13 protein-coding genes are annotated in these 15,680 nt (G+C 67.1%); 2 read left to right on the plus strand and 11 right to left on the minus strand.

Annotated features, from left to right (window positions below):
- Window positions 1-167 precede the first annotated feature (167 nt).
- The gene (locus LJ656_RS02680) at window positions 168-806 is read left to right on the plus strand and encodes an NAD(P)H-dependent oxidoreductase (RefSeq protein ID WP_230507910.1); all 639 of its coding nucleotides are present in this window, start codon (window positions 168-170) and stop codon (window positions 804-806) included.
- Window positions 807-1,032: 226 nt separating this feature from the next.
- On the opposite strand, the gene LJ656_RS02685 is transcribed toward LJ656_RS02680, so the two are convergent.
- The 8 genes from LJ656_RS02685 to ilvD form a co-directional block, all read right to left on the minus strand.
- The gene (locus tag LJ656_RS02685; protein WP_230507718.1) at window positions 1,033-2,223 is read right to left on the minus strand and encodes a porin; all 1,191 of its coding nucleotides are present in this window, start codon (window positions 2,221-2,223) and stop codon (window positions 1,033-1,035) included.
- 160 nt (window positions 2,224-2,383) lie between these two features.
- Window positions 2,384-3,811 carry an MFS transporter gene (locus LJ656_RS02690; RefSeq protein ID WP_230507719.1) on the minus strand — a complete coding sequence of 476 codons (1,428 nt, stop codon included), beginning with the start codon at window positions 3,809-3,811 and terminating at the stop codon, window positions 2,384-2,386.
- 167 nt (window positions 3,812-3,978) lie between these two features.
- Window positions 3,979-5,280, minus strand: a complete 1,302-nt coding sequence (locus LJ656_RS02695; protein ID WP_230507720.1) for an FAD-dependent oxidoreductase — start codon at window positions 5,278-5,280, stop codon at window positions 3,979-3,981.
- 59 nt (window positions 5,281-5,339) lie between these two features.
- Complete coding sequence (locus LJ656_RS02700; RefSeq protein WP_230507721.1) at window positions 5,340-5,834, minus strand: aconitase X swivel domain-containing protein; 495 nt, start codon at window positions 5,832-5,834, stop codon at window positions 5,340-5,342.
- Complete coding sequence (locus LJ656_RS02705) at window positions 5,831-7,117, minus strand: aconitase X (protein WP_230507722.1); 1,287 nt, start codon at window positions 7,115-7,117, stop codon at window positions 5,831-5,833. Before LJ656_RS02705 ends, LJ656_RS02700 begins: the two co-directional genes overlap by 4 nt.
- Window positions 7,118-8,035 carry a TauD/TfdA dioxygenase family protein gene (locus tag LJ656_RS02710; RefSeq protein ID WP_230507723.1) on the minus strand — a complete coding sequence of 306 codons (918 nt, stop codon included), beginning with the start codon at window positions 8,033-8,035 and terminating at the stop codon, window positions 7,118-7,120.
- A complete protein-coding gene (locus LJ656_RS02715) occupies window positions 8,025-9,407 on the minus strand; it encodes an MFS transporter (protein WP_230507724.1) in 1,383 nt (460 codons plus the stop codon). Before LJ656_RS02715 ends, LJ656_RS02710 begins: the two co-directional genes overlap by 11 nt.
- Window position 9,408: 1 nt before the next feature.
- Window positions 9,409-11,124 carry a dihydroxy-acid dehydratase gene (gene ilvD / locus LJ656_RS02720; RefSeq protein WP_230507725.1) on the minus strand — a complete coding sequence of 572 codons (1,716 nt, stop codon included), beginning with the start codon at window positions 11,122-11,124 and terminating at the stop codon, window positions 9,409-9,411.
- Window positions 11,125-11,212: 88 nt separating this feature from the next.
- Between ilvD and LJ656_RS02725 the strand changes: the two genes are divergently transcribed.
- Entirely contained in the window at window positions 11,213-12,175 is a 963-nt protein-coding gene (locus LJ656_RS02725) for a LysR family transcriptional regulator (RefSeq protein ID WP_230507726.1), read from the plus strand.
- Window positions 12,176-12,306: 131 nt separating this feature from the next.
- Here LJ656_RS02725 and pqqD read toward each other — a convergent pair whose 3' ends face one another.
- The 3 genes from pqqD to LJ656_RS02740 all read right to left on the minus strand — a co-directional run bounded on the left by pqqD (window position 12,307) and on the right by LJ656_RS02740 (window position 15,116).
- Entirely contained in the window at window positions 12,307-12,588 is a 282-nt protein-coding gene (pqqD, locus tag LJ656_RS02730) for a pyrroloquinoline quinone biosynthesis peptide chaperone PqqD (RefSeq protein WP_230507727.1), read from the minus strand.
- A gap of 124 nt (window positions 12,589-12,712) precedes the next feature.
- Window positions 12,713-12,886, minus strand: coding sequence for a pyrroloquinoline quinone precursor peptide PqqA (pqqA, locus tag LJ656_RS34945; RefSeq protein WP_329958788.1), 174 nt, complete (start codon window positions 12,884-12,886; stop codon window positions 12,713-12,715).
- Window positions 12,887-13,121: 235 nt separating this feature from the next.
- Window positions 13,122-15,116 carry a sigma-54-dependent Fis family transcriptional regulator gene (locus LJ656_RS02740; RefSeq protein WP_230507728.1) on the minus strand — a complete coding sequence of 665 codons (1,995 nt, stop codon included), beginning with the start codon at window positions 15,114-15,116 and terminating at the stop codon, window positions 13,122-13,124.
- Window positions 15,117-15,680 lie beyond the last annotated feature (564 nt).

Genomic DNA, 15,680 nt, shown 5'->3' on the forward strand with positions numbered 1-15,680 from the left:
AAAGCGCCCGGTGGCGCAACGAACAAACCGCCCAAGGCCACGTCCTGCGGACATTCGCCATTTACGCTAGCATTGCCGCGCCGTGACGGCTCCGGCTACGGGATCACTCGTTGATGCCGGAATCGCGGAGCCGAAAAGCTCCTGATTTTTCCTTGAAGAGAATTGCAATGACGACAGTGAACGAAAGACTGGCGTGGCGCTACGCCACCAAGAAGTACGATGCGACCAAAAGTGTTCCCGCGGAGAAGCTCGAACGGATCGTCGAAGCGGTGCGGCTGGCTCCGACGTCCAGCGGTCTTCAACCCTTCGAGTTGCTGGTGGTCACCAATCCGGAAATCCGCGCAAAAATCCGCACGGTGGCGTGGGACCAGGCGCAGGTGACCGATTGCTCGCACCTGCTGGTCTTTGCTGCATGGGACGACATCACGCCCGATCGCGTCAACATGATGTTCGACCTGACCAACGAAGTGCGCGGCTTCAAAAACGAAGGCTGGGAAAACTATCGGCAGATGTTGCTGGGTATCGTCGCCGATCGCGGCACCGAAGCTAATTATCAGGCCGCAGCGCGGCAAGCCTATATCGGTCTGGGCGCGGCGTTGATCGCCGCAGCTTTCGAAGAAGTCGACGCAACGCCGATGGAAGGCTTCGACCCGGCTGCGGTCGATGAAATTCTTGGATTGAAGTCGCGGAACCTGCGCAGCGTCGTGATGCTGCCGCTCGGTTATCGCGCCGCGGAAGGCGACTGGCTCGTGAACCTGAAGAAAGTCCGGCGCAGCCGCGAGAACTTCGTTACTGAAGTCAGCTAAAGCGCTTGATCGGGCCCAATCGACGGGGCCCGCCGCTCGGGCCCCGTCGATGCAGCGCCGAAAACCGCCGTCGGCGCCGGCGTAACGCACATCGTCAAACTCCGGTTGTCAGTCCCCCGCGATTCTCGCGAGCAGGCGCGCGACGGCGCAAGCCAGGCTGAACTCGAAGCGCTCGCCGCGGTTGCATCACAGGCGCTCGCGCTGCACGCGGCATGAGGACTTCAGGTCAGAACCGATGCCGCAGCCCCGCGAGCACCGCAAGCTGGCTGCTGCGTCCCGCACCCGCCGGTCCGAAGAAGTTGATCGCAACGGTGCTCGCATCGCCGGCCAGCCGCTGGTAGACCATCGACATATGCAGGTCGGTGCGCTTGGACAGCAGATAGCTGATGCCCGCGTCCACCTGATGCCATTTGGGCCGGTCGCCGGTTGCGAATGACGTCGCGCCGGTACCGGTGTAGCCGCCGCCATCGGTGAAGATGTAGCCGAGCCCCGCCATCAGCGCCGGCGTGAAGTAGTAGCGCCCGTTGATCTCGTAGTTGTTCACACGCAGGCTGTGGCCGCCGCGATAGTCGAGCAGCGTATTGGTGAAGATGAAGTTCATCGACGCCGCGCCGAACGTATAGCCGCCGCCCAGCGCCGTGATCCGCTGACGCTCGACGAAGCCCGCGTTATAGAAGATGCTGGTCGAGCCGCTGTACTCGTCGCCGATCGCGCCGTTCGGATTGTTCCCCGACGCGAGTCCCGCCGATGGATTGTTCAGTTGCAGGTAGCTCGCGACCAGATGCACCGGCCCGCGCACGTAATCGAGCCCGAAGCCGTACGCGCGGTTGTTGGCGAAGCCCTGGCCGGTGTCGCTGCCCGCCTGGTTGCTGAACGCGTACAGTGCGCCGAGCTTCAGCCCCGCGAGCGGACTCACCTCGTACTTGACGCTGTTGTTCAGGCGAAACGTCTGGAAGCTGTCGTCGACGTCGCCGATGTGCGCGCCGTAGATGCTGCCGAACATCAGCCACGACATCAGCGGTGCGACGTAGTCGAACGTGTAGTCGTACTGGCGGCCGAGCGTCAGCTTGCCGTAGCGCGTGCTCGCGAGACCGACGTACGCCTGCCGCCCGAACAGCCGGCCGCCCTGCGACGACGTGCCGTTCAGTCCGCTGAAGCCCGCTTCGAGCTGGAACACCGCAGCGAAGCCGCCGCCGAGATCCTCGCGTCCGAGCAAACCGAAGCGGTCGCCGCTGCCCCAGCCCGTCGCCATCGACCAGCGCGATGCGCCCTGGGTCCTGATCGACGAAGCGACCGTATTCGTCCATGCGATACCCGTATCGATGATGCCGTACAGCGTGACCGAGCTTTGCGCGTCGGCCGTGAGCGGCGCCGCCAGGGCGCAAACCACCGCAGCAGTGCGGACTGCTGTTTTCATTGTGCTTCTCCGGTTTCGATGTAGTGAGGTGATGCGGCTGAATGCGAGCGCGCGGCGTGCGTGAACGCGCGTCGGGCGCGAACGCGCCGCGCGTATCGTCATCGGGTCGCGGTGAGCGACCCTGCGCCGCGCCCGGGCGACCGTATTGCTGCTGCCGGCGCTACCGTTCGGCCACGCTCAGCGGCGCCTTGCCGCCTGCCCTGCCGCTGGTCAGATCGGAGTCCGCAAGACCGCCGTCATGCGCGTCGTCGTGCGCGTCGCCGGGCCGGTACATGCGGCCGAGCACGAACATCAGCGCCGCGACGGCGACGACCGGCAGCGCCGCGACCTGGAACAGCTCGCGCACCGGCAGATGTCCGGCAAGCAGCATCCCGCCGATCATCGGGCCCGAGATCGAGCCGATCTTCGCGACGCCGATCGCGGTGCCGGTGCCTTTCGAGCGGAAACTGGTCGGATAGACGATCGACGCAACCGCATTCAGACCCGCCTGAGTGCCGGCAACGCAGAAGCCGACGCCGAACACGGCGGCGGTCAGCAACGCGGTATTGAGGTTCATCCCGAGTGCCGCGACGAGCGGAAAGCCGACGAGCGGCAGACAGGTGACGAGCCGCACGCCGTGTCGATCGATGAAGCGCATCAGCACGAGGCCGCCGACCGTGCCGCCGATCGAAAACAGCGTCGTCATCAGCGCCGCGCGATGCGCGGCGACGCCGGTCGCCTCGATCAGCACGGGCAGCCAGTTCTGCAGGAAGAACAGCGCCATCGAATTGGCGATGTAAGCGAGCCACAGCGCGCTCGTCACATAGCGCAGGCGGCCGGCGAACAGCATGCGCGGCGAGAACTTCGCGATGCGGCGCTCGTCGGTCACGACGAACTGCGCGCCGGCCGGCAGAGCGAGCTCGGGTCGCACGCGCGCGGCGGTCGCCGCGATGCCGTCGCGCGGCCAGCCCTTGAGCACCTGGTAGCGCAGCGACTCCGGCATCACGAACGAAAGCGCGGCCGCCACCACGAGCGGCGCGAGCCCCCCGACCACGAACACCGCGGGCCAGCCGTAGTGCGGCACGAGCCACACGGCGACGCCGCCGCCGAAGCCCGCGCCGAGCGTGTAGCCGGTGAACATCAGCGTGACCCAGGTGGCGCGCAGCCGCTTCGGCGCGAACTCCGACACCAGCACGAACGCGTTCGGCACCGCGCCGCCGATGCCGATACCGGCGGCAAGGCGCAGCCACAGCAACTGGTCGACGCTCGACGCCCACGCGGTCGCGAGCGTGACGAGCCCGTACCAGCACGCACCGAACAGGATCGCGCGCTTGCGGCCGATCCGGTCGCCGATATAGCCGAACAGGATCGAGCCGATCATGATGCCGAAGATATTGGCGCCGAACACCGGGCCGAGCACACTGCGCTCGATATGCCACGCGCGAATCAGCGAAGGCGCGGCGAACGCCAGCGCACTGAGCTCGTAGCCGTCGGTCAGCATCACGAGCCAGGTGGACGCGATCAGCACGATCGCGAAACGGCCGATTTTCTGTTCGTCGATCAGGCGCGACACGTCCACCGTGCGCGCATCGGGCAGAGTTTGAATCATCGTCTCCTCCAGAGGTGCCGCGTCGGCGGCCGGGCAGATCCCGGCGCGTCGCGCGGTTCCGTCATATCGTCTCTGGGCGTCGCAGCAGTGGGCGCTCTGTCGCGAGCCTCCTCGCGGAGCTCGCGCTGCACCTCTTTGCAATTGCCGTGGCGCCGGTAGGTACTGCGTCAGTCCTGCAGATGCGGCGGGTCGATGCGATCGACGTTGTCGGCGAGCCGCTCGCGCAGCATGCCGCGATCGATGTCGTGGACGCTGCCGCCATCGGCGAGATCGAACGCATGCGCGGCCGCCGCGCCCATCGCGATGCACGGCCCCATCACCCGCACGCTCGACAGCGCGGTCGCATCCGCGTCGATGCAGCGGCCCGCCGCGATCAGGTTGTCCGCCTCCTTCACGACGAGGCTGCCGAACGGCACGGTATGCAGATGGTCGTCGCCGAACGGCTTCCATTCATAGCCTTCGGCGCGATCGTGCAATTCGATCGGCCAGGACGTGCGGGCGACCGCGTCGGGAAACTGCGTGGCGGCGATCACGTCGTGCGAGCTCAACTGCTGGGCGCCGACGATCCAGCGGGTCTGCCGGATCCCCGGCAGTCCGTAGCTGCGGATGTGCGCGTTGCGATAGATATGCGGATACTCGGCGCGCAGGAACTCGAACGCGCGGTCCGCCTGGTCGCGACCGACGAGCGCCGTGTGCGACGCCGCCATCGGTTCGAGCGGCGTCTCGATGTGGGTCATGTTCGCAATGCCGATGTTGCGGCCGCGGAAATAGAACACCAGCCCGTCCTTGCGCTCCAGCCCATACGCGTGCGCCCTTTCCTCGACGCGCTCGCGAAACGCGGGCGGCGTCGGCAGATCGGTTTCGTCGAGGTTCTCGAGCACGATCATCTGCGTGCCGCGAATCGGCGTTTCCGGCTCCTGGCAGTCGAAGCCGGCCAGCCACGTGAGCGCCGCATCGCCGCTCGCATCGACGAAGCCGTTCGCCGCGATGCGCACGTCGCCGTAGCGGGTCGCGACTTCGAGCTCGCGCACCCGCCGCCCTTCGCGCACGACGTCGCGCAGCACCGCGCCGAGCACGACGGTGATGCCGGCCTCCAGAATCTTCTGCTCGATCCAGCGAGCGAGTGCCACTTCGTCGTACAGAACGACGGTGGTGAGCGGCCCTTCCTTGTAGTGCAACGCGCCCTTCTCGCCGAGATCGCGCAGGATGCCGTCCGCGATGCCGTGCGTGACCTGAAAGCGCTTCGGCCCGTTCGAGAACAGCCCGCAGAACGTGCCGATGATCGAGTTGACCGCCTGGCCGCCGAGCGCGGGCAGGCTGTCGACCAGCACGACCTTGCGGCCAAGCGCGGCCGCTTCGAGCGCGGCCGACGTGCCGGCGATGCCCGCGCCGACGATGCACACGTCGGCGTCGAGTTTCCAGCCGGTCGGTTGGCCGTTGCGGCGGACGATACGAGTACCAGTCTTCAAAACATCTTCTCCTTGGAAAGCAAATGGCGGTTACGCGCGGACCCGGCCGCGCGGCAAGCTCATGCGCGCTTGCGTTTAAGCACTTCGACGACGCCACGGTCGGCATCGACACGCACCCAGTCGCCCGTCTCGATCACGTCGAGCGGGTCGATATCGAAGTCGGTCAGCGACGGCGCATGGCTGACCACCGCGCCGAGCGCGATCTTGGTGGTCATTTCGTTGAACAGCATCGCGGCGGGCGCGGTACCGGCGATCCGCGCGATATGGAACTGGCTCGACCAGCCCGACGACCCCTTCGCGCCGGGAAACACCAGCACCTTGTTCGCGAAGCTCTGGCCGCGCAGTTCGTGGCGGGTCTCGATGATCGTGCCGGTGCGCGGATCGATGCCGCCCCAGCCGGAGATGCGATCGCGCGTGACGAGCGCCTCGCCCTCGACACAGCCGCCGACCACCTTGCGGCCGCGCAGCACGAGCGGCGCGCCGGCGGTGTCGTCGAGGGTCTCGCTCGTTGCCTCTCCCGTAGTCTCGCCGGTTCTCTCGTGACGCGTGCTCATGCGGCGAGCCCTCCGTTCCAGCGGCCGCTCACCGCGGCCTCGATGCAATCGGCGGTCGTGCCGAACCACGCCTGCACGCCCATGATTGCGGGCAGGTAGTGCGCCTGCTTCGCCGAGTCGAGCGCGACGACGCGCGTGCCCTTGGGCATCACACGGCCGATCGCCGAGCACGTGTCGGTCATCAGCACCCCGCCCGCGTCCTCGATCAGCTTCGTATAGCCGGCCTGGTCCGCGAGTTGACGGGTCGCGCGCGCGGTGAAGATCCATAGCTCGGTATTCGCGCCGATGCGCCGGCCTTCGAGCAACTGGCAGACCTCCCAGATCTGCTCGATCGAATAGTGCGGACAACCCAGCATCACGAAGTCGACCTGCGCGTCTTTCGCGGTGGTGTTCACGCGCTCGTACGCGAGGCGCCGCTCCGCCGCGCCGTAGCGGATCGTCTCGAGCGGCTTGCGGCCGCGAAAAGCTTCGTCGCGGGTGCGCGCCTCCGGCGTCTGGCCGACGATGTGATACATCTCGACGCCGCCCGAGGAAGCCGCGGCCGCGCCGAAGTGCTTGAGCTTCGGCAGGTTCGGCACGTCGCGCAGTCCGTCGATCACCGGAATGCGGTCCTGCACCAGCTCGCCGACGTAGTAGCCGAGCAGCCCCCAGTCCTGCACCGTCTTCACGTCGATGTCGAGTTCGATCAGATGCGTGCCGCCGCGGTTTTCGTCGAGGTGCAGACCCCAGTACGGAATCTTGCCGGTCAGCATCGCCGCGCCGGTGCTCTCGCGCCCTTCCGCGTTGGTGCGGGCGCCGAGCACCGCGTTGATGTAGATGACCGCCGACGACTCCATCCACGCGCAATGCTCGCCGCGCACCGGCACGTTGCCGGTCAGATACGGCGCGCAGGTATTGAGCGGCTGGATGCCGAGCCGTCCGGTAAACGCCTCGCCCTGGCGGTACAGCTTCACGATCTCGCCGTCGATGCCCTGACGCTGCGCATGCTGCGGGTCGAGCCCTTGCTGAAGATGGCTGCTGAACACCTTCGCCTTCGGCACCTCGACCACCTCCGGACTATCGAGGTTGAATTCGGAAAACACCGCGTCGAGGCCGCCGTGCCGGGCCGCGAAATCGCGCAGAAACGGCATCGTCGCGCCGACCGTGCCGCACACGTTGTTGGTGTCCACCAGTCGCGGCGCGTCGAGCGCTTCGCCGTAGCGCACCAGCAGATCCATCGCGCGCTGCACGGCCGCGCCGTCGCGGCCGTCGAGCATCGCCCGTTCGTCGTCGTTCAGCTGCATTTAGCGTGCTCCGTAGGCAGGTTCGAGTTGTTCCGCCGCCGACGCCGCGTGGCGGTCCACATCGACCGTCGTCGCGCGCCGCAGCTCGCGGCGCACCGACAGATCGTGACGGCGGCCCCGGTGCAGCGTGCAGCGGTTGTCCCAGATCACGAGGTCGCCGGGCCGCCAGCTATGCGAATAGACGAAGCGGCGCGCGGTCGCGTGTTCGAGCAGATCCATCAGCAGCACGCGCCCTTCGGCCAGCGTGCGATCGACGACATGCGTCGCGTGCGCGCCGATGAACAGATGCCGGCGTCCCGACCCGGCATGCTCGCGCACCAGCGGCCAGCGCACCGGCGGCAGCGCGTTGCGCTGCTCGTCGTCGTAGTCGGTGTCGCCGAGCAGGAAGCGCGAGTGCAGCGCGTAGTGCTCCGCTTCGAGCCCTTCGAGTTCGCGCTGCTCGCGCGGGTCGAGCGCATCCCACGCGGCGCGCATGTCCGCGAACTCGGTTTCGCCGCCGGACCCCGGCACCACCACCGCATGCAGCATCGAATAGCGCGCGGCAGGCTGCTGGAACGAACTGTCGCTATGCCACAACTGGTTCGCCAGATTGCCGACGATGCGCCGGTGCGCGCGGTCCGCGATCTGGCCGGTCTCGTCGATGTTCGAGATGTCGGCGAGTTCCTGGTACGCGAGCCGCGCGTGCGGCCGCGCCACGCGCTTGAAACCGAGATCGAGCGGCCCGAGCGAGCGCGCGAACGCGAGCTGCTGGTCCTGCGTGAGCGGCTGACCGCGAAACACCAGCACCGCGTAGCGGTTCATCGCGGCGTCGAGCGCGCTCGCGAGCGACTCGGAAACCGGCGCCGTCAGATCGATGCCGCTGGCAAGGCCAACGAAATCCGGATGCGCGGCGTCAATGGGAACGACTTCAAGCGACATGGGCTGCTCCTGTTTGAGAGTTGTCCGGCGCGGCATCGTCGCGACGACGATGCAGGCGGCCGAGAGCGAACGCGAGCAGCGCGACGAACGCGACCGGCACCGCGCCGAGAAAGAACATCTGTTCGACGGGCAGATGCGCGGACATCAGCATCCCGCCGATCATCGGGCCGGCGATCGCGCCGATCTTCTGGATGCCGACCGCCGCGCCCGTGCCTTTCGCGCGCAGCGCGGTCGGATAAACGAGCGCCGCGACCGCGTTCAGGCCGAACTGCGTGCCGACCACCGCGAAGCCGGTGACGAACACCGCCGCGACCAGCAGCGGGCCGGGCAGTCCGGTGCCGAGCAGCGCGACGACGGGCGTGCCGACGAGCGGCAGCACGGTGATGATGATCGCGCCGCGCGTGTCGACGAAGCGCATCAGCGCGAGTCCGCCGAGCGTGCCGCCAAGCTGGAACATCGTCGACACGAGCGCCGCCTCGCGCGGCACGAGGCCGACGCTTTCGATCAGCACCGGCAGCCAGCTGCTCAGAAAGAACAGCGCCATCGAGTTGGCGATATACACGGCCCACAGCACCGGCGTCAGCGCGCGCAGCCGGCCCGCGAACAGCAGCCGCAGCGAGCCGTCGCGGCCCTCGCCGTGGGCATCGCCCCGCGCGGCGCCGCCGGTCACGAAGCGCGCGCCCGGTGGGACCACGAAACCGGGCGCGATGCGCGCGACGATGCGTGCCACTTGCGCGTGACGGCCCTTGAGCGTGAGGAAGCGGATCGACTCGGGCACCGCGAACCACAGCATCGCGCTCGACACCAGCGGCGCGATGCCGCCGATCACGAACACCACCTGCCAGCCGAACTTCGGCACGAGCCACGCGGCCACGAGGCCGCCCACGCTGCTGCCGATCGTGTAGCCGGTGTACATCAGCGTCACCCACGTCGCGCGCCAGCGCTTCGGCGCGAATTCCGTCGTGTACGCGATCGCGTTCGGCACCACGCCGCCGATGCCGATGCCCGCGAGAAAGCGCAGCACGAGCAACTGGTCGAGCGCGGTGGCGCGCGAGGCCGCGAGCGTGAACCCCGCGAGCACGACGCTGCCGATCACGATCATGCGCTTGCGGCCGATCACGTCGCCGAGATAGCCGAGCACGAACGCGCCGATCATCGTGCCGAACACGAACGCGCCGAACACCGGGCCGAGCATGCCGTGCTCGAGATGCCACGCGCGGCTCAACGCCGGCGCCGCGAACGCCAGCGCGGCGAGGTCGTAGCCCTCGGTCATCATCATCACGCCCATCGCGACGATCAGCAGCACGCCGAAGCGCCTGCTCTGCTGGCGCTCGATCACCGTGCCGATGTCGATTACGGTTTCGCCGCCCATCTCAACGCTCCCGCGCCGGGCGGTCCGCACCGAGCACGGCGCCTTGCGGCATCGTGCCGACCGTCGCGCGATAGATCTTCAGCCAGCCGCTATCGTTGACCGGCGCGGGGCGCTGCCACGCGGCGCGGCGGCGCGCCAGCTCGGCTTCGTCGACCTTGAGATCGCAGATGCGCCGCTCGAGGTCGATCTCGATCGTGTCGCCGTCCTCGACGAACGCGAGCGGGCCGCCGGTCGCCGCCTCGGGCGCCACTTCCGCGACCACCAGCCCCTTGCAGACGAGGCCGGACAGATGCCCGTCGGTGAGCATCGCGACCTGCTCGGACAGACCGGCGCCGTCGATCGCGAACACCACCCGCGAGGCGCCGCCGCCCATCGCCGGGCCGCCGCACACGCCCGCGCCGCGCATCACGACGACCTTGCCCGGCTGTACGCGGCCGTCCTTGATCGCGGCGATCGCGTCGTCGGAGGTGGAAAAGCAGATTGCCGCGCCGCTGAACGCGCGCTGTTTGGTCGGCGAGATGCCGAACTTCACGATGCCGGCCTGCGGCGCCAGGTTGCCGCGCACCAGCACGATGGCAGGATGGTTGGCGAACGCGCGCTCGGGCGGACGAATCACGTCGTCGTCGGCAATCCGCACGTCGGCCAGGTTGTCCTTCACCGTGCGCCCGGTGACCGTCAGCGCGCCGGCGTCGAGCCACGGCTCGAGCCGCTTCATCACGCCGCGGCCGCCGCCCGCCGCCTCCAGTTGCTCGATCGTGTGCGAGCCGACCGGGCGCACGCCGGTCAGCACCGGGATCTGCGCGGCGAACTCCTCGAACAGCGCGTACACGTCGACGTCGAGCTGGCCTTCGGCCGCGACCGCCTGCAAGTGCTTGACCGTATTGATCGAGCCGCCGACCGCGAGCACCGTCTTCACCGCATTGGCGAACGCGCCGCGCGTGAGGATGTCGCGCGGCTTCAGGTCGTCGCGCACCAGCTCGACGATGCGCGCGCCCGCTTCGCGCACGAACGCGAACATCCGCTCGCTGTTGGCGGCGACCGGCGTGCTGCCGGGCAGCGACATGCCGAGCGCCTCGCTGACCATGTGCATCGAGTTCGCGGTGCCCAGACCCGAGCACACGCCCGGCCCGCGAATCGCGTTCTGGCTCATGCCGATCAGGTCCTCGACCGGCAGTTTGCCGGTCAGCGTATGCATCGCGCCGACGAAGACGTCCTCGATGTCAACGTGCTCGCCGCGGTATTCGCCGCTCGGCTGATAGCCGCACGCGACCACGATGCTCGGAATGTTCAGCCGCGCGGCGGCCATCAACTGACCCGGCACTGTTTTGTCGCACGACGCGAGACACACCATGCCGTCGAGCTGTGCGCCCTCCACCGCCACTTCGATGTCGTTCGTCACGAGGTCGCGTGCGGCCAGCATGTACGCGCCGCGCGCGCCCGCGCCGGTGATGAAGTCGCTCGGCGCCGCGGTGCGGATCTCGAACGGCAGCGCGCCGGCCGCGCGGATCGCCTGTTTCAGTTGCGCGGCGATGCCGTCGAGGTGGCTGAAGCAGGTAGCCAGTTCGGACGAGGAATTGACGATGGCGATCTTGGGCTTGTCGAGGTCTTCCTCGCTGATGCCCAGATTGCGCCATTGGGCGGCGCGCACCGCGCCGAGATAGGAACCGCGTGGGAAATTGCTGCGCAACGGGCGTTGCGGCTTGCGTCCATCGGACATGGTGTCTCACTCCTTTGTTGTGGAAACGATGTTAGGAAGGACGATAAAATCCGTCAATTATGTGAAATCGATAGGCATCATCCAAACCATGGATATTCGTCAGGTCGACCTGAATCTGCTGAAGGTGTTCGATGCGCTGCTGAAAAAGCGCCATGTGACGCAGGCGGGCGTCACCATCGGGCTCAGCCAGCCGGCAATGAGCTATGCGCTGTCGAAGCTGCGCGAGCTGTTCGAGGACCCGCTGTTCGTGCGCACCGGCCGCGGCATGGAGCCGACCCCGCGCGCGCAGGCGCTCGGCGATCCGGTCGCGCGGCTGCTCGATCTCGTGCAGACCGAAATTCTGCCGGCGCCCGAATTCCGGCCGGCCGAGTCATCGCGCAACTTCGTGCTGTGTATGTCGGATATCGGCGAAATGGTGTTCCTGCCCCGCTTGCAGGATCTGCTCGCGAGGACCGCGCCGCACGTGAGCATCAAGACGGTGGCGCTCAGCATGCCGGAGCTGGAGGAAGGTCTGGCGGCCGGCGACGTCGATCTCGCGATCGGCTACTTTCCGGGTTTGAACAGCGAATCGCTGAAGCGCAAAGCGCTTTACCGGCACTCGTATGTGTGTATCGCGCGCGACGATCATCCGGATATCGGCGACACGCTGTCGCTCGATCAGTACCGCTCGGCCGCGCACGTGATGGTGCATCCGGAAGGCCGCGAGCAGGACGTGCTCGCTCGCGCGCACGAACGCCTTGGGATTCGCATCAACGTGCGCTTTAGCGTGCCGCGCTTTATCGGCGTGCCGTTCGTCGTCGCCGGCTCGGACATGATTGCAGCGGTGCCGCTTGCGGTCGGGCGCCGCTTCGCGGAGTTCGTGAACGTCAAGCTTTTGCCGCTGCCCTTCCCCGCGCCGAAATACGACTTGTATCTGCATTGGCATCCGCGCTTTCACCACGAGCCGGCCAACCGCTGGATTCGCGACGCGATGAGCGAACTCATCAAGGGGCCGATGCAGCATGAACCGTTGCCGAATACGAAACGGGCGCGGCTGAGCCGGGCGCGGTAGCCGTTGCATCGCCAGCGCGCAAAACTGATCGCGCTGTGGAGCAAAACCGCGCAGCGTTCGGCCGCGACTCGCGCGTTTATCGATTTCCTCGCGTATACGCGGCAGTTGTGAGTTGTGAGGCGCGTGAGGCGTTAGTCGAGCCAGCCGCGCTGGCGCGCGTGATCGAGAAAGCGGTAGACGTCGGGCGCGAGTTCCGCCGTGCTATAGAGCCGCTCCAGTTCGCCGATGATGTCGTCGAGTTCGTGCCGGCCGTCGCAACGCGCGAGGATCGCGCCGGCGCTCGTGTTCAGTTTCACCCGCCCTTGCGGATGGAGCAGCACGTACGTGTCGTGCGCCACTTCCCACTGCAGACTGAAGATGCTTCGCAGCCGCGGCCGCAACGGTACGCCGCTGTCTTCGTCGCTGGTGCTCATAGAGGCCACGCCTTCTCGACCGGCTCCGCGATCGAACAGAGATCTGGATTGGAAAGCGGCGCGGCGCATGAGATGTGCCGCCCGCGCGCCGTTCGGTCAGCGCGGGCAACACGCCGCGGCCGCGTTAGCGATTGGCGATATACATCGTGATTTCAAAGCCGAAACGCACCTCGGTGTACGACGGGGTGAGCCATTGCATGAGTTGTCTCCTTGTTCGGGATCGGATGAAAACCGCAGCGGATGCGCGGCCGTTTCCTACCAAGCAAAGCGCATGCCGATTTCGCCGCGCAAACGGCATTCGGCTGGCGCCTAGCGCTGCGTCTGCACGCGGGCCGACACGCTTTCATTTTGCCCACGAGAGCGCGCCGAATGCGTCGCTATAACGCGCGTTCGGCGGTGGGACAGTGTTCAGTTCTGGAGCACCGGTGCTGCGAGATGCAACACCGGTGTGACAGCACGGCGTGCAACCGGCGCAACCAACGCAACAGGCGCGATGAGAACTACAGGCGCGACGAGCGGGCGCTGCCCGTCAGTCAGAAATCGTCGGCGCCACGGCCCGGCTCGACCGCCGGCATCTTGCGATAGATCGTGTTGCGCGACACGCCGAGTTCGCGCGCGGCCGCCGATACGTTGCCGCCATGCCGCGCGAGCGCCGCGGCGATCGCCGACGCGGTCACGTCCTGCAGGCGCGCGCTTTCCGGCACAAAACCGCCCGCCCCCGCGCCCCGCTCCAGCGCGCAGATCTGCGCGCTGGAGCGCAGATCGTCGAAAAAGTCGTCGGGCAGATGCTCGCGACGAATCTCGCCGTCCGCGTCGACCATCGCCGCCGCGGTGCGCAGCAGGTTGCCGAGCTGCCGAAAATTGCCCGGCCACGGACAGCGCTCGAACAGCGCCATCACGTCGGGCGCGACGTGCAGCGGCGCGCGGTCCGCGACGGCGGCCGATTCGCGCAGCAGCATCTTCTGGATCACGACCGCCAGATCGGTGCGCTCGCACAGGCGCGGCAGCCGCACCACGAGGCCGTTGAGCCGGTAGTACAGGTCTTCGCGAAAGCGGTTTTGCGCAATCATCTCCCGCAAGTCGCGGTGCGTCGCGCAGATGATCGCGACATCGACCGCGATGCTGCGGGTCGAGCCGAGCGGATTGACCACGCGTTCCTGCAGCACACGCAGGAGCCGCACTTGCAGCGCATACGGCATGTCGCCGATTTCATCGAGAAACAGCGTGCCGCCGTTCGCCTGCAACAGCTTGCCGAGCGCGCCTTTGCGGCGCGCGCCGGTGAATGCGCCCTCCTCGTAGCCGAACAGTTCGGACTCGATCAGCGTCTCCGGAATCGACGCGCAGTTGACCGCGACGAACGGCCCCGCATGACGCGGCGAATCGTTGTGGATCGCCTGCGCGAGCAGTTCCTTGCCGGTGCCGGTCTCGCCGTTGATCAGAATCGGAATGTCCTTGCCGATCACGCGGCGGACCTTCGCGATCACCGCCGCGACCTGCGGATCGCCGGTATCCAGATAGCTGAGCCGCGACAGCCCTGCCGGCGTCTGTGCCGGTTCCTCGCGCGCGGGCGCGCGCACGGCGTGCTGCGCGGCGTGCTGCGCGACGCTCGGCCGGCCGCCGTCGGCGAGCGACGCGTGTCTGAACTGCACCCGCGCGCAGACCACCGCGCCGCTCGGTAGATTGAGCATCAGATGCGGGTCGACGCTGGCGCGCGTGCGGTCGATCAATTGCGCGCTGGTGGTCTGAAACAGCGACGACAGCGTATGCGCGCGCAGCCCGGCGAGCGACATGCCGAGCTGGAACTGCGCGCTGCGGTTAGCCGACAGAAAGCGGCCGTCGCTGGTGAACGCAACGATCCCTTCCATCAGCGTGCCGAGAAACTCAGGACGGCTATGAAACGACACCCGCAACGTTTCCTGAAAAGTCGTCGTAAACAGATGATTCTCGATCATCTGCACCGACATCTTCGCGAGCGCCATCGTGTGCTGGTGATAGCTGCGGTAGTCGCCGGTCACGTCGAGCACGCCGATCGCGTCGCCGTACGGATCGAGAATCGGCACGCTCGAACAGGTCAGAAAGCGGTTGGCCGCCAGATAGTGCTGGTCGCCGTGCACGACCATTGCGCAACCCTCGGCGAGCGCGGTGCCGATCGCATTGGTGCCCTGGCGGTCCTCGGCCCAGTTCGCGCCGGGCCGTAGCGCGACTTTTTCCGCCCGGGCGAGAAAGTCGTCGTCGCCGATCGAATGCAAGATCAGCCCTTCCGCATTGGTCAGCACGATCATGCTTTGGGTGTTGGCGATCTGTTCGCGCAACGACTCCATCACCGGCATCGCGTGCGCGCACAACACGCGGTTCTGCTCGCGTTTGAGTTCGAGCCCGGGCTTGGACAGCACTTCGTAATCGGGCCGCGCGGACGCGCACAGCCCGAACGTTTCGGACCGTTCGTGCGCCTTCTGGATGGCGGGCGCGGGCCAGTCGGTGGCCCGCATGGCCGTTGCAGCGGCGGCCGGACGTACGTGATCGTGCATTGTCTCCCTCCGGGAAAGCCCCGTGCATTGCCGGACTTTCGTTTCGGATTTTTCGCTTCGGATTTTTCGTGAATTGGTCAGCAAGCTCCGGGCCAATCCGGTCGAGCGACGACGAAGCTGTCGAACCGCTTTCAACGAATCGCAACGTACCGCGGGCGATCTGACGCACGCGACCTCACGCGCGAACGAATCCGCCCGCAAAGACTGTATTAGCGCAAATCGATCGGCGACGCGATATGCGGACTGTCCCCGAGTCGGCGCCGCTGGTGCCGATGCGTACCGGTCAGTACCGGTTAGTACCGGTTCGCCCACCGTGCGCGAAGCTCACGCCGCCCGCGCGCGCGGTGACTGTCATTTTTCTCAACACCTGAACGCTCGCGCTGTACCTCGATGCAACACATGGTACGCCGGCGCCGCGAGTGCGTCCGCTCGCCCATTTCCGGCGGGCCGCGTTTGCGGCTCGATCGGCACGAATGGCATACGACTTGCAGTAACGGCCTCGCAACCGGATCGACATAACAAACGAGGCAACGCCTCTGCCGGCCCTGCATCGACAAACACCTC

It is taken from the genome of Paraburkholderia sejongensis (genome assembly GCF_020880815.1).
Taxonomy (GTDB): domain Bacteria; phylum Pseudomonadota; class Gammaproteobacteria; order Burkholderiales; family Burkholderiaceae; genus Paraburkholderia; species Paraburkholderia sejongensis.

Bases quoted from the DNA above. Each gene is read 5' to 3' on its own strand.
- LJ656_RS02680 (WP_230507910.1), top strand. From the start codon at position 168: ATGACGACAGTGAACGAAAGACTGGCGTGGCGCTACGCCACCAAGAAG.
- LJ656_RS02685 (WP_230507718.1), bottom strand. From the start codon at position 2,223: ATGAAAACAGCAGTCCGCACTGCTGCGGTGGTTTGCGCCCTGGCGGCG.
- LJ656_RS02690 (WP_230507719.1), bottom strand. From the start codon at position 3,811: ATGATTCAAACTCTGCCCGATGCGCGCACGGTGGACGTGTCGCGCCTG.
- LJ656_RS02700 (WP_230507721.1), bottom strand. From the start codon at position 5,834: ATGAGCACGCGTCACGAGAGAACCGGCGAGACTACGGGAGAGGCAACG.
- LJ656_RS02705 (WP_230507722.1), bottom strand. From the start codon at position 7,117: ATGCAGCTGAACGACGACGAACGGGCGATGCTCGACGGCCGCGACGGC.
- LJ656_RS02710 (WP_230507723.1), bottom strand. From the start codon at position 8,035: ATGTCGCTTGAAGTCGTTCCCATTGACGCCGCGCATCCGGATTTCGTT.
- LJ656_RS02715 (WP_230507724.1), bottom strand. From the start codon at position 9,407: ATGGGCGGCGAAACCGTAATCGACATCGGCACGGTGATCGAGCGCCAG.
- ilvD (WP_230507725.1), bottom strand. From the start codon at position 11,124: ATGTCCGATGGACGCAAGCCGCAACGCCCGTTGCGCAGCAATTTCCCA.
- LJ656_RS02725 (WP_230507726.1), top strand. From the start codon at position 11,213: ATGGATATTCGTCAGGTCGACCTGAATCTGCTGAAGGTGTTCGATGCG.
- pqqD (WP_230507727.1), bottom strand. From the start codon at position 12,588: ATGAGCACCAGCGACGAAGACAGCGGCGTACCGTTGCGGCCGCGGCTG.
- pqqA (WP_329958788.1), bottom strand. From the start codon at position 12,886: ATGCCGTTTGCGCGGCGAAATCGGCATGCGCTTTGCTTGGTAGGAAAC.
- LJ656_RS02740 (WP_230507728.1), bottom strand. From the start codon at position 15,116: ATGCACGATCACGTACGTCCGGCCGCCGCTGCAACGGCCATGCGGGCC.